The sequence below is a fragment of the Rhodoplanes sp. Z2-YC6860 genome (assembly GCF_001579845.1).
In the GTDB taxonomy this organism is placed as follows: domain Bacteria; phylum Pseudomonadota; class Alphaproteobacteria; order Rhizobiales; family Xanthobacteraceae; genus Z2-YC6860.
Map to the genome: position 1 here is coordinate 992,074 of NZ_CP007440.1, position 21,421 is coordinate 1,013,494.

Below are 21,421 nucleotides of genomic sequence, written 5' to 3' on the forward strand. Positions count from 1 at the left end.
GCTGCTTAAAGATGGTCGGTTACGATGGAGTTGATCTCGTTCGACACATCCTCGAAGCGGTCGACGACCTTTTCCAGGCTGCTGTAGAGCTCCGCGCCGACGATGAAATCCATCGCGCCGGCATTGCTTCCGCCATTGCCGCCATCTCGGATGCGCCGATACAGGTTGCGACGGCCTTCGTCGTTGAGCTGATCGGCCTGCTCTTCGATGCGGATCACCTCGGCGGTGAGTTCGTGGAGCCGGCCGGCGTTGGTGCCAATCGAGCTCAACAGCGGCACCGCCTGCTGGGTCAGATTGGCGGCCTGAAAGATGATTTCGCCCATCCGCTGCATCTCGGGCTCGAAGTTTTTGACCTCGAACAGCGTGATGGTCTTGGCGGTCTTGTTCATCTGGTCGATGGAATCGTCCATCGTGCTGATCAGGGTCTGGATGTCACTGCGGTCGAACGGCGTGATGAAGGTGCGGCGCACCGCGACCAGCACCTGCCGCGTGATCTCGTCCGCCTCGTTCTCGCGGGCGAAGATCTCCTCGCAGTATTTCTTTCCGCCCTGACCGTTGGTATCGAGTAGCTTGCGCAGCGCGTCCGCGCCCGCCACCACGACGGCGGCATGCCGTTCGAACAGCTCGAAGAACTTGTCCTCACGGGGCATCAGCCTTTGAAACCAGCCGAGCATGTGACCTCTTTCGCTCAGTTGTAGCCTTGGCCTGACCGATCGAGGCCGACGCGCCAGGCGCACCGCCGAGGCATCGGATGAGCAACAGACGGAGCTTCATCAGGGTCCAGACCAACGCTGCTATTGCACTGCAAAACAGCACGAGGACGGTTCCCGCCGTAACGTAATAGAGCAGCGGGGCCGCAAATGTGTGAAAACTCAAGCCAGGATTCCTTAAACTCGGCCGACCGTCATGAAACTGTCACATGCGGGGATGAGCCGCAATGTCGTCTTGCCTGACCGGCGGATTGACCCCTGGCGGCAAGGTCAAGATCGGGCGGAGCGGTATTTCCTGCAAGGCGACCCATATGTCGGTCTCCAGTGCGGTGCGCCCGACTTGCTGGTGCAGTCACGCCGGCGTTGATACCGGTCGGTCACGTGGTGCATGAGTGGATGACCTGGGCGGCAGGCGAGCAGGTTGGGGTCGGTGACGCGACGCCATGGAGCATGATCGTCGGAGATTGAGTGTCCGTGCCGGCTGCGGCGTCGGTGGCTGCACAAGGCGGCCTTCATGGACTAAGACGTTGGAAGCCAAGCCCGCAGGCTGAATTCATGGAACGCTCCGAGGCGATCTCCCTGATGCGCGCGATGCTGGATCGCGATTTGCCAACCCAGCAATTCGCATCCTTGGATGCGGCGCAACGTATGGCGCAAGCATTCACGATCGTGCTCGAAACGAAATACGTGGGCGTCAGGCGGGGATACACCTATCGCGTCGAGCCGGCGAGCGGACCCGTCAAACTTGTCGTGCGGAAGAAGTAGTTTCGCTTCGAGCTCGCTGCATGGTCTCCTAAGGGCACGGGCCTCTCTCGGGATCGGCGGCGTGCGGCGATGTTCCGCATTCCGGCACGGCGAAACAGGGGTTTGACGGCCGTTCCGCCCTATGGTCTTTTTCGGTCGCTTTTTGCCGCGTCCGCAAGCGTGCTCCTGTCCGGCGCTCGTATGGATAGCCGGCCGAACTTGGACGTGAGCACCATGGCACCGAAATCCACCACCGCCAAAGACCCGGACATCCATAAGGTCGAGCGGCTTCAAGTCCCCTACAGCACCAACGCGCCGGCCTTCGGCAGCGACGTGGTGGCCGAGACGCTTTCGGCGCTCGATATTCCGTATATCGCGCTCAATCCGGGCGCGAGCTATCGCGGCCTGCACGACTCCATCGTCAACTTCCTCGGCAACGAGCAGCCGCAGATGATCCTGTGCCTGCACGAGGAGGCTGCGGTCGCGATCGCGCACGGCTACGCCAAGGTCACCGGCAAGGCGATGGGTGCTGCAGTGCACTCCAACGTCGGCCTGTTCCACGCCACCATGGCGATCTTCAACGCCTGGTGCGATCGCATGCCGATTCTGATCCTCGGCGCCACGGGCCCGGTCGACGCGATGAAGCGCCGGCCGTGGATCGACTGGATCCACACCGCGGCCGACCAGGGCGCCATCATCCGCAACTTCTCCAAGTGGGACGACCAGCCGGCCTCGCCAGGCGCGGCCCGCGAGTCGGTGCTGCGCGCCTACTGGCTGGCCAACACCGCGCCGTGCGGTCCGACCTACATCAATCTCGACGCCGAAGTGCAGGAGGCGAAGCTTCCGGCGCCGCTGCCGCCGATCGACGCCAAGCGCTACATGCCGCCGGTGGTGCAGGGTCCTTCCGCTGACCTCGTGAAGAAGGCCGCCGACCTCCTGTTCAATGCCAAGAAGCCGCTGATCCTCGCCGGCCGTCTCTCCCGCAGTGAAGCCAATTGGAAGAAGCGGATCGAACTCGCGGAGGCGATCGACGCCAAGGTTGCGACCAACCTCAAGATCGGCGCGGCGTTCCCGACCGACCACCCGCTGCACCTCGGTCAGCCTGCAACCTTCGCGACCGATGACCTGATCAACGCGGTCAAGGATGCCGACGTGATCCTCAGCCTCGACTGGGTCGATCTCGGCGGCACCTTCAAGGCCGCGGGGTTCACCCCGTCGGCGACTGTGATCCAGGTGACGCTCGATCAGAACCTGCACAACGGCTGGAGCATGGACTACGAGGGACTGCCGCCCGTCGACCTGTTCATCCCGGCCGAAACCGATGCGACGGTCGAAGCGCTGGTGGCTGCCATCGGCTCCCGCGCCAAGCCGAAGAAGCCGCATGCCGCGCGTCCGCATCCGCTCAAGGAGAAGCCGGCGGCGGACAGCCAGATGGCCGCGGCCGACATGGCCAACGTGCTGCGTCATGCGATCGGCGACCGCACCGTGTGCCTCACCCACGTGTCGTTGTCCTGGCACGGCGAGTTCTGGCCGTTCCGTCATCCGCTTGACTACGTCGGTTCCGACGGCGGTGGCGGCGTGGGCGGCGGTCCGGGCATTTCGGTCGGCGCGGCGCTGGCGCTCAAGGGAACCGGCCGTATGGCGGTCGCGGTCTGCGGCGACGGCGACTTCATGATGGGCAACACCGCGGTGTGGACCGCGGTGCATTACCGCATTCCGATCCTGTTCGTGGTGGCCAACAATCGCTCGTTCTACAACGACGAGGTCCATCAGGAACGTGTGGCCGTTGCTCGTAATCGCCCGGTCGACAACAAGTGGATCGGCCAGCGCATCAGCGATCCGGATATCGACATCGCGACCGTCTCCCGCGGCCAGGGCGCCAAGGGCTTCGGGCCGTGCTGGAACGCCGGAGAGCTCGAGAAGGCGCTCGACGAGGCCATCAAGGTGGTCGAGGCCGGCGGCGTCGCCGTGGTCGATGCACGCATCCTCGGCGGCTACAGCCCCGCCACCGCCGCCGCAATGGCGCGCGGCAAGGCCGATCGCGGCTCCTAAGAAAGGTCGGCGGTGACCATGGCGGCTGCCGCCGATCCACTTCTCACGGTCGAGAACGTCGTCAAGCGTTTCGAAACGCCTGACGGCGTTCTCACAGCCGTCGACAATGTGTCGTTTACGGTTCAGCCGGGCGAATTCCTCTCGGTGATCGGGCCGTCGGGCTGCGGCAAGTCCACGCTGTTCAACATCATCGGCGGGCTCACCGACGGCTACGACGGCGCGGTCCGCGTCGGACGTGAGACCGTGCGCGGCCCGCACGCCTCGGTCGGCATGATCTTCCAGGAGGAGTCGACCTTCCCTTGGCGCACCGTGCTCGACAATGTGGCGTTTCCGCTGGAGGTCGCCGGCGTCGGCAAAACGGAGCGCTACGACAAGGCGCGGCATTTCGTCGAAATGGTCGGGCTCGGCGGCTTCGAGCGGCGCTATCCGTCGGAGCTGTCCGGCGGCATGCGGCAGCGCGTTTCGATGGCGCGCACGCTCGCCTCCGAGCCGAAGATCCTGCTGATGGACGAGCCGTTCGCGGCGCTCGACGAGCAGACGCGGCTCCTGTTGGGCGACAAGGTGCTGCAGATCCAGCAGCAACTGCAGCAGACCACGCTTCTGATCACGCACAACCTGACCGAAGCCGTGCAGCTCTCCGACCGCATCCTGGTGATGACCTATCGGCCGGGCCGGACCAAGCGCATCGTCGAGATCAAGCTGCCGCGGCCGAGGAGTTCCGAGATCGTCGGCAGCGATGACTTCGGCCGCTATGTGGCGCAGATCTGGAACGATCTGCGCGAGGAGGCCAGCAAGGGGCTGAAGGAAGACGAAGCGCGGCGCGCCCGCGCTTCGGGAGGCCAGGCAGGAGGCGGAGGGTGAGAGGTCGCGCCGCTGCCTATCAGCTCGTGCCCTTCGCCTTCGGCGTCGCCTGTCTTCTGGTTTTTCTGGCGTTGGTCGAATGGCTGATCGACCGAGGCTCCATCAACGCTTTCATCGTGCCCAAGCCGTCCGAAGTCGTGCTGAGCTTCGGCCGTATCTTCGACGACGAGCACGTGCTCCGGCGCTTCGCGCTGACGTTCGGTGAAGCCATGGCTGCGACCGTGATGCTGAGCGTCGCCGGCATCGCGCTCGGCGTGCTGCTGCACCGGGTGAAGATCGTGCGGCTTGCGACCGAGACCTGGGTGGCGGCCTTCGCATCGGCGCCGTTGGTTTTGATGTATCCGCTGTTCCTGGTGATATTCGGCCGGAGCGCCTGGACGATCATCATGATCGCCTTCGTCTCGGCGCTCCCGCCGGTGATTCTGAAAACACTCGAGGGGCTCACCGGCACGCGGCCGGTGCTGATCAATGTGGGGCGGAGCTTCAAGCTCACGCCCTCGCAGCTCTACTGGAAGATACTGTTTCCGGCCGCGCTGCCGACGATCTTCGTCGGCGTCCGCCTCGGCATGATCTTCGCGCTGATCAACATCGTCGGTGTCGAGTTCCTGATCAACTTCGGCGGACTCGGCCAGCTCGTCAACGAGCTCGCCGAGCGCTACGATCTGCCGGGCACTTACGCCGCGATCTGCTACGTGATCCTGGTCAGTGTCCTGTTCTTCATCGCAACCGAACGGCTCGAGCGATGGCTCAGACCGGGCACATGACCGACACGCGCACGGCGCCGCTGCTCAGCCCGGTGATGGTGCTGCGGATCGCGATCATTGTCGTGGCGGTCGTGCTGTGGGAGACCGCAGCTTACGTCGCCAGCATCCTCGGCCAGATCGATCCGTCGCTGGCCTCGCTCGGCACGATCATGAGCAAGGTCATGCCGTCGCTGCTGGTGATCGGCAAGGCACTGGGGCAGCTGCTCGTCTATCCGGATTTGAAATGGACCCTGGGCGGGTCCGAATTCTCAATCCCCGGATTCTACTGGCATCTCTATGTCACGCTCGCCGAGGTGATCATCGCGCTCGCCATCGGCGGGCTCGCTGGGCTTCTGGCAGGGCTTGCGCTCGGCGCCAACCCATTCGTCAGCAGCGCTTTCGAACGCTACCTCTATTATCTCGGTCCCACGCCCAAGATCGTGTTCTTCCCGATCATGATCATGTGGTTCGGTGTCGGCCCCGAGTCGAAGGTCGCGATGGGCACGATCTCGGCGTTCTTCCCGATCGCGCTCAGCGTCGCCGCCGGAATGCGCCAGATCGACCGTGTGCTGATCCGCGTTGGGCGCAGCTTCCGGCTCAACACCTGGCAGATGGTGACGAAGATCTATCTGCCGGCGATGCGCGAGCCGATCATCAACGGAGTCCGGCTCGGCATGGGCGTCGCCTTGATCGGCGTGCTGCTTGCGGAAACCAAGCTCTCCAACCGCGGCGTGGGCTTCATGATCATCGACGCCTACAACACGTTCGATATGCCGCGGATGTATGCCGTCCTCGCGGCACTCTTCGTGATCGCGATCGCGGCCAACGCGCTCATCGGCCGCCTCAGCCGGAGATAGTCCCGGAAAAGCTTCGGCCGCCGGCCTCGGATGAGGACGGCGGCCGTTTTCATTCAAGCGTGATTGTTGCGGTTACCACATTCCGCCGAAGCGGCTGCCGCCGAAGAAACCACCGCCGCCGCCCCAGCCGTTCTGCTGTTGCTGCCGCCACGGCGAACCGCCCCAGCCGTTGTCGTTCGATTCGTACGCCGAGGAGTACCGGCGATTGCCGCCGTTCGATGCCACCGGCTTGCTGCTGGAGTTGTAGTTCCGCGCAACCGGAACGTCGGCCTTGCCGCGCTCGCCGTGCAGAACGTTCTTGATGTCCTTGTCGAGACCGTAGACGTCGGCGCGCACCTGCTTGTGGCCGGCGTCGTCGGTGAACACGGTCTGATAGGTGATGTACACCGGGATCGGATGCTTGAAGTTAATGTTGCGCTCGTTTGAGCCGTACATCCCCTTGATGCGGGCCTGGGTGTAGCCCTCCTCGGGCTGCGACACGCCAAGGAGCTTCTCGGCATACATATCCGGATTCTGCACCCGCATGCAGCCGTGGCTGAAGGCGCGCACGGACTTGTCGAACAGGTGCTTGTCTGGGGTGTCGTGCTGATACACCAGGAAGCGGTTCGGGAAGTTGAAGCGGATGCGGCCGAGCGCATTCCTCTCGCCCGGCGGCTGGTAGATGCGGATCGAGCCATCCGCATTGTGCGTGACCTTGAGGCCGATGCGGTTCAGCGCATTCGGATCCTGCGCCAAGGCCGGCAGGTATTCGTTGCGGATGATCGACGGCGGCACATTCCACGTCGGGTTCACCGTGATGAACTTCATCGTCTCGGTGAGCAGCGGAGTGGCATGCTGGCCCGGCTTGCCGGCCACGATCTTGGTCTGCCAGACCACCTTGTCATCCTGCACCAGCCGCAGGGTGTAGTCGGGGATGTTGACCATCACGTAGGCGTTGCCGAGTTCATGCGGCATCCAGCGGAAGCGCTCCATGTTGGCGATGATGGTGTCGACCGTGGCGTTGGCGGGATGCGCGGCCTCTTCGACTTTTTTGCCCTTGGCCTTGGCGCTCTTGGCAGGCTCGGTGGCCTTCACCGGGCCGCGGTTGTTGTCGATCTCGGAGAATTGACCACCGCGCGCCGCCGCGAGTTCGGCTTTCAGCGCCTTGTAGTAGTGGTGCTGCGGCTCATACGAATCGAGCACCTTGCCGACGTTGTCGGTCTCGGAAAGCTTGGTCAGCACCGCTGCCGCATCCGGCGTCTGCGCCTTCTGGTCGTAATAGACCGCGCCGCTGACGCGGGAGAAGGCCACGCGGCCGAGCGAGGCATGGCGGGCGTAGTTCAAGATCGAATGGGTCAGGGCCAATTCGTTGGCTGCGGACTTCGCCGGGTCGGTGTTGCCGAATTGCGGCACCGGGTAGTCCTCGGGATTGAGGCCGTCAGCCGTCACCTTGCCCAGGAAATCGGCAACCTGTTGGGCGCGCGGCGTTTCCTTGCCGTCGGCAACCCAAAGCGGTGCGTAGTTGCGGGCCTTGTAGAACGCGGTCACGCCGACGCGGTCCTGCTCGCGGGGAATGTACTGGCTGAACTTGCCTTCGACGATGTCGCGGATCTGCTGGGCCACGGGCCCCAATTCGGGGGCAGCCGGTGCGGCGGCCTGCTCGGCCGGCTTGGTTTCGACAGGCTTGGCTTCGGTCGGCTTGATTTCGGCAGGTTTGGCATCGGCCGGGTTGGCCTCAGTCGCGGGCTTGGCCTCGATCGGTTTGGCCTCGCTCGCGTCCTTGTTGAACAGGAGGCCTTCGGGGGTCGCCGCCTTGGGCGGCGCAATCGTGGCGGTCGGCGGTTCATTCTCGGCAAAAACCCTGCCGGTCATTGTGAGCACCACTGCCGCAGCTGTGGTGGCGAGCAGGAATTTGCGCATAAAAACAGTTCCCCTGGATTGCCGTAAATAACGCGATAACCGTGCGAATCGTTCCGATCGCTCGACCGCGCACATTATGCCTTTGTGGTTACGACGTCGTTAGAGGTTCAACCCGAACACGAACATTTGCTCCGACGGATTTACCAATGTGGCGCGATCGGGGCGACGCCCAGCGGGGTCACCGAAGCGCTCATCGCAAAAAAGATGCCGGCTCCGGGAGAGTAATGCGGCTGGGCCGCCGAACGCTTCAGATGCGCCAGCCAGGGGGAGCGCGATCGATGAACCGGACGCCAAGCTCGTAGCCCAGCCGCCACACCACCTCGCATTGCCGGCGCAGTCCGCGCGCGTCGTTGTCAATCAGGAGATTGAATTGATCCGGGATGTCGATGCCCTCGGCAAACAGCCGTGCGCCGCTGTCGGAGATGTCGCTGATCATACAGTCGCGCGGCAGCGCGTAAGCGTCGGCCTGAAATTTCGCGATGCGGTTGATGGTGTAGCGTCGGCTGCCGCGACGGTCGCTGAGCATGGAAGGTGATACCCCAGGGATAATATGGGGATCAGTAGCCAGCGACTCAGCAATAACGCACTAAGCCGCTGGCTTTAGTTTCTCTCAAATTCGCTTTGATTTTTATCGAATTGCATGCACGCGCTGCGAACCGCGCGTTTTCAGCGTTTCTTGCGTCCCGCGACCTTCTTGCCGCGTGTCGTTGCGGAGGTGGCGCGGGCTTTCGGCGCACCCGCCGGGTACTCGCCGGCTTTGCGCAGCCGCGTCGACCAGTATTCCCAGGCTCGTGCCTGCGGTCGCGGCTGGAGATTACGCTCCCAGGCCATGCGGGCTTCGCCTTTAGTCAGCGGACTCAGCGCGTGGCCCTGTGCCTTGCACATCAACTGCAGCTCGGCGTTGCGGGTGCTGTAGATGGTGCGAAACACCAGCTCGGTGAGATTTTTGGCGGCGACAGTCGCGCCGTGCCGGCGCATCAGCACCAGCCAGTAGGGTCCGAGCGCCCTGGCGAGCGATTGGCCTTCCTCCGGCTTCAGCACCAGCAGATTGGTATCGCCGAATTCGTCGCGGCTATCCCAGAACGGCACTTGTTCGCCGATCTGCGCACCCATGTGATAGAGCGGCAGAAGTTCTTCGCCGGAGTTGCAGAACGGCAGGAATGCCATGCTGTGATGATGCGCGACTGCGTTGACGTCGGGGCGCGCCTTGTAGATCTCGCCGTGGATCACGAGCTCGCCATAGCCGCGGATGCCCGCGGGCAGCGGTGTCACCGGCTCGCTGTCGAGCGTGTATTCGTAAATGTCGGCAGCCTCTACGACCTCGGGCGAACGCGAGCGCGAGATCAGATAGCGGTCCGGCTTGGTCGGATGCCGCATGCTGACATGGCCGAAGGCGTCGATGATGCCCTCATAGGAAACGATGCGGTTGGCGACCGCGAGATTGTGGCGTGCCTCGGCGAGGTTGTCGGCCATGGTGGCTCCTCAAGAAAAAATGCGCCCCTCAGAATTCGAAACCCAGCAGCAGGTGGTCGAGCGAAATCGGCCCGCCGCCGTTGATGAGGAAATACAGGACACCGAGCGCCCACATGCCGGGATACTCGATGCCGAGCTTGTTCCAGAACCAGCCGTCGTATTTGGCGTGGTCGTAGGCCGAGAGCGCCAGCAGCGCGAACAGCGGCAGCGCCATCGGCCGCGTGAACAGGCCGAGCGCAACGCAGGGCGCGGCGACGAACTGGGTCAGCACGGTGCCGTAAGCCCAGAACCAGCCGGGACTGAAGCCCTTCTTGTCGTAGAGTGCAGCGACGCCCTTCACGGTGTTGATCGGTCCGCCCGTGCCGGGGAAGTAGCCGAGGCACATCCGCATGCCATGCGGCACCATGGCGGCGCCGACTGCAAAGCGCAGCAGCGCCTCGATCCACGGCGCCAACGCTGCGTAGACAGCGCCGAGGGCGGGGATGAGCAGTGGAGCGTTGCCATTCATGGTGCGGTATCTGCTCCGCCCTCATCCTGAGGAGCATCGCGAAGCGATGCGTCTCGAAGGATGTGGCGGCCACCGTGGCGGCCCCATGGTTCGAGACGCCGCGCTGCACGCGGCTCCTCACCATGAGGCCGGGAGAGGTTTGTCATTGCGGAGAAACCACCAAGTTCATTCCGCGGCTTCTTTGGCGCTGGCGGTGTAGCGGCTCGGTGGCCGGGGCAGCCCGAGATGATCGCGCAAGGTGCGGCCGGTGTATTCGGTGCGGAACAGGCCGCGGCGCTGCAGCTCCGGGATCACCAGTTCGACGAAGTCGTTGAACGAGCCTGGAAGATAGGGCGGCATGATGTTGAAGCCGTCGGCCGCCTCGTCGACGAACCAATGCTCCATGTGATCGGCGACCTGCGCCGGCGTGCCCTTGATCACCATCTTGGCGCGCGCGCCGGCCACCACCTGGGCGATCTGGCGCATCGAGAGCTTGTCTTTCCTGGCAAGCTCCGTGACGTACTTGAACGTGCTCTGGCTCGCGTTCGACATCGGCAGGTTCTCGGGAAGCGGCCCGTCGAAGTCGTAAGGCGTGAGGTCGACATTGCCGAGCACGGTCGAAAGGATCTCGCGCGCGACGACCGGATGCATCAGCGAGTTCTGGTAGTCGAACTTTTCGTTGGCCTCGGCCTCGGTGCGGGCGACATAGATGCTCAAGCCAGGCATCACCTTGAGATGGTCGGGATTTCTTCCGAACTTGTCCTGCGCCCGCGTCTTGACCTCCTTGAAATAGGTCTGCGACGCCTCCTTGGTCAGCGGCGCGCCGAAGATGACTTCGGCAAAGCGCGCCGCGACGTCCATGCCGTCGTCGGATGTTCCGGCCTGCACGATCACCGGATGGCCTTGCGGCGATCGGGGAATGTTGAGCGGCCCGCGCACCGAGAAGTGCTTGCCTTTGTGATTGAGCGTGTGGAGCTTCTCGGGATCGAAGAAATCGCCGCTCGCCTTGTCACGCATGAACGCGTCGTCGTCCCAGCTATCCCAAAGCGCGGTGACGATCTCGGCGAATTCGTTGGCGCGCTCGTAGCGCTCGGCATGGCCGAAATGGGCGTCGCGGTTGAAATTTCTGGCTTCTGCGGCCATGCCGGAGGTGACGAGATTCCAGCCGGCGCGTCCGCCGCTGATGTGGTCGAGCGAGGCGAACTTCCGCGCCACATGAAACGGCTCGTTGTAGCTCGTCGAAGCCGTGCAGGTCAGTCCGATGCGCTCGGTGACGCCGGCGAGCGCCGAGATCAGCGTGATCGGCTCGAAGTTGGCGATGTACTGCGCCGAGCGCGACAGCGCCTCCATGTTGGCCTCGCGGACGCAGATATTGTCGGCAAGGAAGATCATGTCGAACTTGGCGCGCTCGGCGGTCTGCGCGATCTCGACATAGTGTTTGAAGTTGATACCGGCGTCAGCCTGCGCGCCAGGATGCCGCCACGAGGCGACATGGTGGCCGGTCGGATTGAAGAAGGCGCCGAGCCGGAGCTGGCCTTTTGGTCTTGCCATGGTGCGTTTCCTCGCGGCGGAATTTACCGCTGCGCAGCAACTAGGCGCAAGCAGCGGTGGCTCAAGGCGCGGACTTGCTGATTGTTTCCGCCGCAATGAGCCCGATCACCGCCTTGATCAAGCCGCCGACGTAGCCGGAATGCGGACCGCCGTCGAGGCCGCCGACCGTCGAGCCCGCGGCGAACAGGCCAGGGATCGGCGAACCTTTCGTGTCGAGCACGCGCGCCTGTCCGTCGACCACGATGCCGCCCATGGTGTTGGTGATCGCCGTGCAGATCGGCATGGCATAGAACGGTGCGGTCTTGATCGGCCAGGCTTTCGCACCGCTCGGCCGGCGCGGCGGATCGAGCTTGTCGAGCGTGCCGGCCTCGATGGCTTTGTTGTAATCGGCGACCACGGCTTCGAGCCTCTCGGGCGCAAGTCCGATCAGGCCGGCGAGTTCGGCGAGCATGTTCGCCTTGTGCAGCGTGCCGCCTTCGTCCGGCACCAGTGGGTTCGGCGGCTGCACGTGGTTGCGGCCGGGGCCGTCCCAGACCGCTTGATCGAAGATGATGGTGGTGCCGAGCGGGTCGGGCAGGCGAGCGATGGCGTTCGACAGATAGATCCCGCCGAAGCCTTCGTCGGCGACGCGGCGGCCGCTCGCGTCGATTACGATCGAGGCCGCTGCCACGTCATCGGCTTGCGGGCGCGGCCACATGCGATTGCCGGCGGTCATGGCGTCGCGGCTGTGCAGATGGCCGTAGAAGCTGCCCATCTCGGTGCTGCGCGCCGCGCCAACGGCCTGTGCCATGCGCAAGCCGTCGCCGTTCGCGGCGCCGCCGTGACGCTGCAGGAGTTTCTCGGGCGTCCGCGACACGTGCTCGCGCACCAGTTCGGCATTGGCCGTGAAGCCGCCGTCGGCGATGACCACCGCCTTGGCCTTGAAGGTCTTGGCTGCGCCGGCCTGCTGGGCTTCGACCTCGATGTCATCCTTGGCAAGCTTCAGCGCCGTGGCCCGGGTGCCGCGCAGGAGCTGCCCGCCGCGCTTCTTGAGAGCCGCCTCCAGGCGCTGGAGCGCGATGTCACCGGCATAGTTCTCCCATTTCAGTCCGGAGCCGGTGCGCGCCACCGGCGACAAGACGTGAGTGTGGTACTGGCCGAGATCGGACAGATCGATGCCTTCATCTGTCAGCCACTGCATCAGCCGGCGGCTTTCCTTGGCGACCGCGCGGCCCAAATCCTTGCGGGCATGGCCTTCGGTGCAGGTGTCGATCTTGCGGACGAGTTCGTCTTCGCCTGTGAGCGGACTCGTGAAGTTGATGTGGAACGTGCCGTAGGTGATCCGCGAATTGCAGATGTATTTCTCTTCCGTGCTCTTCTCCAGCACGGCAACGCGCTTGCCGAGCTGGCCGGCGCGGTTGGCAGCCACCATTCCGGCGATGCCGCCGCCGATGACGATGACGTCAAACATCAATTCACTCTCGCTCATGCCTGCGCTCTCTCCACACGTGTCCCGGACGCGGCGCAGCATGAGCGCGAAGCGCCAAATGGTACGCTGCTGATCCGGGACCCAGCTTGCTTTCTAATATCAAGAAACCGGGGTCCCGGGTCTACAGTGCAGCACTGCGCTACGCTCCGTGCTGCACTGTGCCCGGGACACATGCTGCACCAGCGCGCTTCATTTCAATCGATCTTCGCGCCGACCTTCTTGATGATGGCTTCCCAATGCTTCGAGTCGTCCGCGATGAGCTGCACGAATTCCGGCGGCGTCAGCGTCACGCGCTCGAACGTGTTCTTCTCGAAGAATTCCTTCGACCGTTGCGAATCGAGCACCTTGCTGACGTCGGCGTGGATCTTCGCCGTCAGCTCCGGTGGCATGTTGGGCGGGCCGAACAGCCCGAACCACACCGACGTCTGAAAGCCCGGCACGCCCGATTCCGCGATGGTCGGCAGGTTGGGCCGCGTCGTGATGCGTTTGGCGCCCGCGGCCGCGAGGATGCGCACCTTTCCGCTCGGCTCGTGGCCGGCGATGCTGCTGAGGTTGAGCAGCAGCATGTTGACGTCGTCGGCCAGCAGCGCGTTCGCGGCCGGCGCCGCGCCGCGGAACGGGATGTGCACGATGTCGGTGCCGGTGCGAAGCTTGAAGTCCTCCATGCTGAGATGCGCATAGGTGCCGATGCCGTAGGAGCCGTAGTTCAGCGTGCCCGGCTTGGCTTTGGCCAGCGCGATCAGCTCCTGCGTGGACTTGGCTGGCACCGAAGAGTTCACCACCAGAACCGGCGTGCCGCGGCACAGCACGACGATCGGCGTGAAGGCCGACGCGTTGTACAGAAGCTTGTTCGACATGAACGGGTTGGCCGTGATGGTGGCGTCCGACGTGACCATCAACGTCAGCCCGTCGGCCGGCGAGCGCTCCACCGCCTGGGCGCCGACCCCGCCGTTGCCACCCGGACGGTTGTCGACGATTACGGTCTGGTTCAGGCTTTCGCCCAGCCCCTGCGCAACGATGCGCGCCATGGTGTCGGTGACGCCGCCGGGCTGCGTCGGCACGATGATGTGCACCTGGCCGTTGGGATAGCTTTGTGCGACGGCTGCACTCGCGAACAGCGCAAACAGGAGCGCGAGCGCGCCCGCGCGAAATCCGCCCGGTGCGTCCAGCATGGTTTCCTCCTTGCCGTTATTTTCGGCTTTTTATCGCGCGCTGTTCATGCCCATCACGGGCTTGCCGAGGCCGAGGGGCTTTGCATCCACCAGCACGAAGGCGACGCGGGCCAGCTTCGTGCCACGGTTGGCCCAGGCGTGGTTGGTGCCGCGCTGGATCATGACGTCGCCCGCCTTCAGCTTCACGGTCGAGTCGTCCATGTCCATGTCGATCTCGCCTTCGATGACGATCACATAATCGATCGTCTCGGTGCGGTGCATGTGCGCTGGGTTGCCGGGCGGGAAATCGATCACGCAGAAGCGCGTGCCGTTCGCGGGCGGCGGCGTGCCGACGATGCGAGCGCCCATGTCCTCGGCGTTCTCGCCGACGCTGATGTCTGCCGGATTCTGGTCGGTGATCCACATCAGCGTGGAGCGCGCCCCGGCGCCCTTATGGTTGGTGGCGCGGCCGTCGATCAGAACCTTGGCGACGTTGTTGTCGTCATGTCCGGTCACGACGCGGCGCACCGGCGGCGGCAGGTTCGGAAAATCGTTCATTGTGGTTCACTCCCTTTCGTATTCGCAGTTCTCACCGCCGTCATTCCGGGGACCGCGTGCCTCACGCCGCCGCCCTGGCGACGTTCATCATGCCCTTCAGGTCGCCTTTGAGGAAGCAGCGCATGTTGTGCTCGAGGATCGGCATTGCGAGGTCGACATAGGTGTCGCAAAAACCGCCCTGATGCGTGGTGATGATGACGTTCTTGAACGTCCACAGCGGACTGTCGGGCGGCAGCGGCTCCTGGTTGAACACGTCGAGCGCCGCGCCTGCGATCTTTTTCTGCCGCAGCGCCTCGATCAGCGCGTCCTCGTCGACCACCCCGCCGCGGGCAAGGTTGGTGAGGAAGGCCGTGGGCTTCATCGCGGCGAAGACCTCGGCGTTGATCATGTGATGCGTCGCGGCCGAGTAGGGCGTCAGCAGCACGAAGTGGTCGATCTCCGGCAATGTCTTGATCAGGTCGCTCGCCGGCAGCACCCGATCGAAGCCCGCGACCTGCCGCGGTGCGGATGTAAAGCCGACCACCTTCATCCCGAGCGCCTTGCACTTCGGCGCCAGCGCTTCGGCAATCACGCCGATGCCGAGGATGCCGCAAGTCTTGTCCTGCAGGAGCTTCGCGGGCCAGCGCTTCCAGGCATGCTCGTCCTGGGCGCGCACGAAGCCCGGCAGATCGCGTGACAGCGCCAGCATCGAGGCGAGCGCCGCCTCCGACACCGGCGCGCCATGCACGCCGTGCAGGCTCGTCACGGTGACTTGCGGCTTCAGCGCCGGCTGGTCGGTGATGCCGTCGAGCCCGGTGCCGAGCGCCTGCACCCATCGGAGCTTGGCGGCGCCTCCGAGCTCGAGCTTCAGGTTCTTCATCATCTGCCCGAAGGTGAGCAGCATATCGGCCTGCGGAAACGCTGCCGTGGCCTTGTCGGCGGTCGCCGCAACTTCGATTTCGATGTCCGGGAATTTCTGACTGAGCTGGACGCGGTATTGCTCGGTCACGTCGGGCGGGAACGTAAGAACAATCAGAAGGCGAGGCATGACAGATCGGTCCTGAACGCGACGAAATGGTTGCGATTTGTATCCGTTGGACGCGGCGGCGTCACGCGTTGCTGGCGCGAAGCGAGCGGATGCGCGGCCTTGCGATGTATCGCATGGCGGGACTCCAAGCCGGGGATCGAGGTCACGCTTTCGTGGCTGGTTGAGGTCGCAAGACAGGTCTAAAGCGACAAGACGCATCCGCGAACCGTCGAGGCCATCGACATGAGTGCCTGCTGCTCTTCCGGCGCACGCCAGACACACGCGGATTCCGACATCGTCACGCGATCGGTGATGACGTGCCCCCATTGCGGAACATCGAAGCCGGAAGAGATGCCGCGCGATGCCTGCCAGATCGTCTATCTGTGCACCGGCTGTGGCGCCACACTGCGGCCGACAGCCGGCGACTGCTGCGTGTTCTGCTCGTACGGCTCCGTCCCGTGTCCGCCGATCCAGGCTGATCGACTTACTTGACGCGTTTGGCCGCTTCTTCGACCAGGCTCAGATCCGCGTACTTGCTCACGTCCATCGGCGCTTTGATGAAGCCGAGCTCGTGCGTGAGGTTGATGTTGGACTGCAGCGCCTTGAGATCGGGGATCATGTCGGGGTTGCGATAATAATCGCGCTTGGTGAACAGCCAGTCCCAGCGCTCGGGCGGCGACTTCGTCACCTTCGCGGCGATCTTCATCACCTCCTCGTGGTTTTTCGGGTCGAGGAACCAGCGCTCGATGCGGAGCATGTCCTCCATGAAGTCGACCATCGCGGCGCGGTTCTTGTCGATGAAGGATTTGCGGGCCGCCCAGATGATGAACTGCGACACGCCGATCGCGTCCTTGCTGGAGAACAGCGGCCGCGCGATCTGCTGCAGCTGCGGATCGAACGAGAACGGCAATACGTACGGCGCAAGATCGACCTTCTTCTCCTGCAGCATCGCCTTCATGGTGGGGAACGGCGCTTCGATCACCGTGTAGTCGCGCTTGTCCTCGAGGCCGGCCTTGCGCAGCATCGCGCGCGCCGCGATATCGACGGCGCTGCCCACCGAGTTGGTGGCGATCACCTTGCCTTTGAGGTCCTTGATCTCCTTGATCGGGCTGTCCTTGGCCACGGCCCATTCGTTGGTCGCGTAGCCCGGGACGCCGTCCTGAAATTCGTCGGCGATGATACGCAGATCGTCGAGGTTGGCGTTCTGGACCGCGAGCGGGAAGGTCGAATAGGCGAGGTTGGCGATCTCGAGCTCGCCCGTCGCAATTGCCGTCATCATCGGCGGCGTGCCGGCATAGCGGACCGCTTCGAGCGTGTAGGACTTGCCGATGTGCTTGGCGAGGTCCTGCTTCTCGAGGATAATCGAGGCCCAGTTCGACACCGGCGCCACCCAGGCCATCCGGATTTTGACCGGCTCGGCGCGGGCCGCGCCAAGCGAAATGACGGCAGCGACAGCAGCCAGCGCGAGTTTCAGCGAGCGCATTGCATGTCCTCCCTGGGGACGATGTGTTGTTGGTGAAAACTAGAGCACCGCGACCATACCCGCGCAAGATGCGCCAATGACGCGGATCAAACGGTCGCCGGCTCGTTGGCCTCCGGGTGCCAGATCAGGAGCCGCCGCCGCAGCATGGCCATCAGCTTGATCAGCACATAACCCACGATGGCGATCTCGACGATGCCGGCGAACACACCGCGCGAATCGGCAAAGCGCGAGGCGGTCATCATGGCGCCGCCGAGCCCGTAACCGCCCATCAGCATCTCGGCCACCACGGCGACGATCATCGAGATGGGCAACGCGACCTGCAGCCCGGTGAGAATCTGCGGCAGGGCTGCGGGCAGCACGACCTGCGTCAGGACCTGGCGGTCGGTCGCGCCCATGTTTCGCGCCGACCAGATGAGTTCATGCTCGACGCCGCGGATCGCGAGCACGGTTGCGGCGATCACCGGAAAGATCGCGTCGATCACCACGATGGTGATCTTGGAGACGTCATAGACGCCGAGCCAGAGGATGACCACGGGTAGAAACGCGATCTTCGGCATCGGGAAGCCGACCGAGACGATCGGATCGAAGAACCAGTTGGCGATGACGTTGCGCGACATGGCCGCGCCGATCACGATGCCGCCGATCATCGAGATGAAAAAGCCGACCAGCGCCCGATACATCGTCAGGCCGATGTTGATGAAAAGCTCGCCGGACAGGGCGTCCGACCAGATGCGTTCGACCACCGAAGTGAGCGAAGGCAGCACGAAAGGCGTGAACGTGCCGCTTCGGGCCAGAACCTCCCAGCCGATCAGCAGCGCCAGCACCGAAGACATCCGCGCGATGCTCCAGAGCACCGTGCGCGCGAGCGACGGCGTGGGCGCGGCGAGCGCCGCTGCATCCGGAGCTAGTGCGTCTGTTCGCGCCATTGCAGCATCCGGTTCATGATGAGCTGAAATCCGCGGTCGGCGGCGAAGCCGAGCAGCGCCACGGTGAGCACCACCGCATACATCGAGTCATAGGCGCCGTTGGCGCCGAGGAACCCGATCAGGTAGCCGAAGCCCGCCCGCGCCACGATCAGCTCGGCCGAGACCAGCAGGATGAAGGACAGCGCCAGCGCTGTGCGGATGCCATTAAGCAATTCCGGCATGGCGCTTGGCAGCACCACATCCCACAGCATGCGCAGGCGCCCCGCGCCCATGCTACGCGCCGACCAGACCAGCGTCTGCTCGCTCGAGCGGGCGCCGTTGAAGGCGCCGATCGTCACGGGGATCATGCAGCCGAGAAAAATCAGCAGGATTTTCGAGCCGTCACCCAAGCCGAGCCAGATCACCGTCACCGGAATCAGCGCCGACTTCGGCAGCGGATAGAAGATCTCGACGATCGGCGCGACCACCACGTTGACCGGTTTCGACCATGCCATGCCGATGCCGAGCGCCGCTCCGATGACGATCGCAAGCGCGAGCCCCGCGGCGGCGCGATAGAGCGACGCGCCGGCATTGCTGACCAGCTCGCCGGTCTTGATGAGATCGATCCAGCTCGCGATCACGTCGCTGAGCGGCGGCAGCGCGGAGCTCGACACCAGGCCCAAACGCGAGACCGCTTCCCAGGCGATGGCCAGCAGGACCAGCGGCAGATAGCGGAGCCACACCGATTTCATGGTTTGCGGCGCTCCGCCTTGATGGCCTCGTCGCGGACCAGGTTCCAGAGCTCGTCGACCTTGTCGACAAAGCCCTTGGTCTTGAACACGCCTGGATCGTTCTTGTCGAACTTGGTGTCGACGATGGTCTTGATCCGGCCGGGACGCGCCGACATCACGGCGACGCGGTCGGCGAGATAGACAGCCTCCTGCACGTCGTGGGTGACGAAGATCACGGTCTTCGGCGTGCGCTGCCAGATGCCGAGGAGCTCCGACTGCATCAGGTGCCGGGTCTGCGCGTCGAGCGCGCCGAACGGCTCGTCCATCAGGAGGATGCTCGGATCGAAGGCGAGCGTCCTTGCGAGCGCGGTGCGTTGCTTCATGCCGCCGGAAAGCTGCGACGGGAAGCTGTCCTCGAAACCCGAAAGTCCGACGAGATCGATGAACTGCGCGGCCCGTGCGAGTCGTTCGGCCTTCGGCATGTTCTGCCGCTCGAGGCCGTACAGCACGTTCTCGCGCACGGTCTTCCAGGGGAACAGCGCGAAATGCTGGAACACGATGCCGCGGTCGGGTCCCGGCGCCTTCACCGGCGCACCGTTCACCGCGATCGCGCCCTTCTCGATCGGAAGAAAGCCGCCGATCAGGTAGAGCAGGGTGGATTTGCCGCAACCGGAAGGACCGAGCAGCGCTAGAAATTCGCGCGGCCGCACCTCCAGCGAAACATCGTCCAGCGCCAGCACCGGTTTGCCGCGCGGCGGACGATACACATGACAGACCTTGTCGACGGCGATCTGCGGCTCGGTCATCGGGCTTGCATCTTTCTGAGGATTATCGCGTGACCACCTTATCGAGAAAAGCGCTCGTGTAAGTTGCCGAAAGATCGATTGCGGCATCGCGGATGCCGGGGTCGAACTCGCGCAGCACCTTCAATGCGGTCTCGGCGCCTTCCACCGTGAAGCGGCCGTCGGGAGAATACATCGGCAGGCTTTTTGCGATCGCACGGGTAAACAGTTCCATGTCGCCGAGCGCATGTTCGGCCGGCATCACCTTGGCGATGTCCTCGGGCGAGTGGGTCGCTATCCATTTCAGCCCGCGGACAAAGGCGTTGGTCAGCGACTGCACCGTCCTGGGATTGTTCTGCGCATAGGCGGGCGGCAGATAAAGCACCGCCGCGGGATAGAGCCCACCGTAGACCAGCCGCGTGCCTTGCTCAGTGCGCGTGTCGGCGACGACGCGGATCGTCTTCTCGCTTTCAAGCTGGCTGATCACCGGGTCGACGTTGATCATGGCATCGATCTCGCCACGGCGCGCGGCCGCGACCGCGGTTGCGCCGGCGCCGGTGGCGATGAAGGAGGCATCGTCGGGCTTGAGGCCGGCCTGCGCCATCATGTGCAGCGCCATGAAATGCGTGCTCGAGCCCGGCGCCGTGATACCGATCTTCATGCCTTTGAGATCGGCCGGGCCGCGATAGGCCGGAGCCTTCGGTCCGACCAGCCCCAGCACGAAACCCGGAAAGCGGCCGAGCTGCACCACCGCCGTGATGGGCTGCTTTTTCGCCTGCATTTGGATGGTGTGGTCGAACGAGCCGGTGACCACATCGGCGCTGCCGCCCATCAGCGCCTGCAGTGCGCGGCCGCCGGCGGATGCGTCAATGATCGTGACGTCGAGTCCTTCGTCTTTGAAGTAGCCAAGCCGGTCGGTGACGTTGAGCGGCAGGTAGAACAGGGCTGGCTGGCCGCCGACCGCGAGCCGCACTTTTGTCTGCGCGAGGGATGACGCGGGCCACAGGACAATGGCTGCAAGCAGCCAAGTCGCGAGGCGGATCATGCCTTGCTCCGAAGCGGTGGCGCGTACTTGTCCTCGATCTGCGCCCAGTGCTCGTAGCCGGTGATATCCTTGAAGCCTGCGAAGTCGACGCTGTCGCCGCTCGTGCCCGGCCGCCCGGCTTTGATATCGGCCAGTGCTCTTTCGATGGTTCGCGCCACGCGGAAGATCACCGAAGTGGGATAGGCCACGATCGCAAATCCCATGGCCTTCAGTTCGGCCGGCGGCAGCATCGGAGTCTGGCCGCCCTCCAGCATATTGGCCATCTGCGGCGCACCCTGGAATGCGCGGCCAATGCGCCGAAGCTCTTCAATCGATTGCGGCGCCTCGATGAAGATGCCGTCGGCGCCGGCTTCGAGATATTGCTCGCCGCGGCGCAATGCGTCGTCGAGACCGTGAACGGCCCGGGCGTCGGTGCGGGCAATGAGGAAGAAGTCCTTGCTGCGCCGCGCAGCCGCCGCGGCCTTGATCTTCCTCACCATGACGTCGGCGGGGATCACGTCCTTGCCGACCATATGGCCGCAGCGCTTCGGCGCCACCTGATCCTCGATGAAGATCGCGGATGCGCCGAGCGCTTCATAGCCTTCGACGGTGTGGGTGACATTCTTGACGTCACCGTAGCCGGTGTCGCCGTCGACCAGCACCGGAAGCCTGGTCGCGCCCATGATGTCGCGGATGCCCGCGCTGATCTCACTGAACGCCGCAAGTCCGATGTCCGGAATGCCATAACGCGAGCCGACCAGCGCGAAGCCGCCGATTGAATAAGCCGCGAAACCGGCGCGCTCGATGAGCCGCGCCGACAGCGCGTCATGGGCGCAGGGCAGCAGCAACGGCTGCTCGCGCCTGAGCAGATCCCTCCAGGTCGGTTGTTCGTTCATCGCATTCCCCGGCGTGAACGTAGCAAGCTTGTTTGCCGGG

22 protein-coding genes are annotated in these 21,421 nt (G+C 64.2%); 6 read left to right on the top strand and 16 right to left on the bottom strand.

The window, feature by feature from the left end:
* Nucleotides 1-5: 5 nt before the first annotated feature.
* On the bottom strand, nt 6-674 hold the full coding sequence (locus tag RHPLAN_RS04590) for a DUF47 domain-containing protein (RefSeq protein WP_068014235.1): 669 nt from the start codon (nt 672-674) through the stop codon (nt 6-8).
* A 591-nt stretch (nt 675-1,265) separates the two neighbouring features.
* On the opposite strand from RHPLAN_RS04590, the gene RHPLAN_RS04595 reads away from it, so the two are divergent.
* From RHPLAN_RS04595 to RHPLAN_RS04615, 5 genes are all read left to right on the top strand, one after another.
* Entirely contained in the window at nt 1,266-1,475 is a 210-nt protein-coding gene (locus RHPLAN_RS04595; RefSeq protein WP_068014236.1) for a hypothetical protein, read from the top strand.
* Between the two features lie 213 nt (nt 1,476-1,688).
* Nucleotides 1,689-3,506, top strand: coding sequence for a thiamine pyrophosphate-binding protein (locus RHPLAN_RS04600; protein WP_068030603.1), 1,818 nt, complete (start codon nt 1,689-1,691; stop codon nt 3,504-3,506).
* An 18-nt stretch (nt 3,507-3,524) separates the two neighbouring features.
* Nucleotides 3,525-4,367, top strand: coding sequence for an ABC transporter ATP-binding protein (locus tag RHPLAN_RS04605; protein ID WP_068014238.1), 843 nt, complete (start codon nt 3,525-3,527; stop codon nt 4,365-4,367).
* Complete coding sequence (locus RHPLAN_RS04610; RefSeq protein WP_084244307.1) at nt 4,364-5,131, top strand: ABC transporter permease; 768 nt, start codon at nt 4,364-4,366, stop codon at nt 5,129-5,131. Before RHPLAN_RS04605 ends, RHPLAN_RS04610 begins: the two co-directional genes overlap by 4 nt.
* The gene (locus tag RHPLAN_RS04615; protein ID WP_237180049.1) at nt 5,128-5,967 is read left to right on the top strand and encodes an ABC transporter permease; all 840 of its coding nucleotides are present in this window, start codon (nt 5,128-5,130) and stop codon (nt 5,965-5,967) included. Before RHPLAN_RS04610 ends, RHPLAN_RS04615 begins: the two co-directional genes overlap by 4 nt.
* 72 nt (nt 5,968-6,039) lie before the next feature.
* Here the strand turns inward: RHPLAN_RS04615 and RHPLAN_RS04620 are convergent, their stop codons facing one another.
* From RHPLAN_RS04620 to RHPLAN_RS04660, 9 genes are all read right to left on the bottom strand, one after another.
* A complete protein-coding gene (locus RHPLAN_RS04620; protein ID WP_084244309.1) occupies nt 6,040-7,941 on the bottom strand; it encodes a L,D-transpeptidase scaffold domain-containing protein in 1,902 nt (633 codons plus the stop codon).
* 172 nt (nt 7,942-8,113) lie between these two features.
* Nucleotides 8,114-8,392: a PilZ domain-containing protein gene (locus RHPLAN_RS04625; RefSeq protein WP_068014248.1), complete on the bottom strand. Its 279-nt coding sequence runs from the start codon at nt 8,390-8,392 to the stop codon at nt 8,114-8,116.
* A gap of 140 nt (nt 8,393-8,532) precedes the next feature.
* Nucleotides 8,533-9,339, bottom strand: coding sequence for a class II aldolase/adducin family protein (locus RHPLAN_RS04630; protein ID WP_068014250.1), 807 nt, complete (start codon nt 9,337-9,339; stop codon nt 8,533-8,535).
* 28 nt (nt 9,340-9,367) lie between these two features.
* Complete coding sequence (locus RHPLAN_RS04635; protein WP_068014253.1) at nt 9,368-9,847, bottom strand: DoxX family protein; 480 nt, start codon at nt 9,845-9,847, stop codon at nt 9,368-9,370.
* Between the two features lie 165 nt (nt 9,848-10,012).
* Nucleotides 10,013-11,377, bottom strand: a complete 1,365-nt coding sequence (locus RHPLAN_RS04640; RefSeq protein WP_068014255.1) for an LLM class flavin-dependent oxidoreductase — start codon at nt 11,375-11,377, stop codon at nt 10,013-10,015.
* Nucleotides 11,378-11,438: 61 nt separating this feature from the next.
* Nucleotides 11,439-12,845, bottom strand: a complete 1,407-nt coding sequence (locus RHPLAN_RS04645) for an FAD-dependent oxidoreductase (RefSeq protein WP_198164718.1) — start codon at nt 12,843-12,845, stop codon at nt 11,439-11,441.
* 194 nt (nt 12,846-13,039) lie between these two features.
* Entirely contained in the window at nt 13,040-14,017 is a 978-nt protein-coding gene (locus tag RHPLAN_RS04650; RefSeq protein WP_068014260.1) for a Bug family tripartite tricarboxylate transporter substrate binding protein, read from the bottom strand.
* 30 nt (nt 14,018-14,047) lie between these two features.
* On the bottom strand, nt 14,048-14,554 hold the full coding sequence (locus RHPLAN_RS04655) for a cupin domain-containing protein (RefSeq protein ID WP_068014262.1): 507 nt from the start codon (nt 14,552-14,554) through the stop codon (nt 14,048-14,050).
* 61 nt (nt 14,555-14,615) lie between these two features.
* Nucleotides 14,616-15,581 (bottom strand): D-2-hydroxyacid dehydrogenase, encoded by a 966-nt coding sequence (locus RHPLAN_RS04660; RefSeq protein ID WP_068014264.1) that lies wholly within the window; start codon nt 15,579-15,581, stop codon nt 14,616-14,618.
* Nucleotides 15,582-15,872: 291 nt separating this feature from the next.
* On the opposite strand from RHPLAN_RS04660, the gene RHPLAN_RS40445 reads away from it, so the two are divergent.
* A complete protein-coding gene (locus RHPLAN_RS40445) occupies nt 15,873-16,052 on the top strand; it encodes a GDCCVxC domain-containing (seleno)protein (protein WP_237180255.1) in 180 nt (59 codons plus the stop codon).
* On the opposite strand, the gene RHPLAN_RS04665 is transcribed toward RHPLAN_RS40445, so the two are convergent.
* The 6 genes from RHPLAN_RS04665 to RHPLAN_RS04690 all read right to left on the bottom strand — a co-directional run bounded on the left by RHPLAN_RS04665 (nt 16,045) and on the right by RHPLAN_RS04690 (nt 21,381).
* Nucleotides 16,045-17,043: an ABC transporter substrate-binding protein gene (locus tag RHPLAN_RS04665; RefSeq protein ID WP_068014266.1), complete on the bottom strand. Its 999-nt coding sequence runs from the start codon at nt 17,041-17,043 to the stop codon at nt 16,045-16,047. The genes RHPLAN_RS40445 and RHPLAN_RS04665 overlap by 8 nt on opposite strands.
* A gap of 86 nt (nt 17,044-17,129) precedes the next feature.
* Complete coding sequence (locus RHPLAN_RS04670) at nt 17,130-17,969, bottom strand: ABC transporter permease (RefSeq protein WP_068014268.1); 840 nt, start codon at nt 17,967-17,969, stop codon at nt 17,130-17,132.
* Nucleotides 17,948-18,700, bottom strand: coding sequence for an ABC transporter permease (locus RHPLAN_RS04675; protein WP_068014270.1), 753 nt, complete (start codon nt 18,698-18,700; stop codon nt 17,948-17,950). The genes RHPLAN_RS04670 and RHPLAN_RS04675 overlap by 22 nt, the downstream gene beginning before the upstream one ends.
* Entirely contained in the window at nt 18,697-19,485 is a 789-nt protein-coding gene (locus RHPLAN_RS04680; RefSeq protein ID WP_068014273.1) for an ABC transporter ATP-binding protein, read from the bottom strand. The genes RHPLAN_RS04675 and RHPLAN_RS04680 overlap by 4 nt, the downstream gene beginning before the upstream one ends.
* A 22-nt stretch (nt 19,486-19,507) precedes the next feature.
* On the bottom strand, nt 19,508-20,506 hold the full coding sequence (locus tag RHPLAN_RS04685; RefSeq protein ID WP_068014275.1) for an ABC transporter substrate-binding protein: 999 nt from the start codon (nt 20,504-20,506) through the stop codon (nt 19,508-19,510).
* Nucleotides 20,503-21,381 (bottom strand): isocitrate lyase/PEP mutase family protein, encoded by an 879-nt coding sequence (locus RHPLAN_RS04690; protein ID WP_068014277.1) that lies wholly within the window; start codon nt 21,379-21,381, stop codon nt 20,503-20,505. The genes RHPLAN_RS04685 and RHPLAN_RS04690 overlap by 4 nt, the downstream gene beginning before the upstream one ends.
* Between the last annotated feature and the right edge of the window lie 40 nt (nt 21,382-21,421).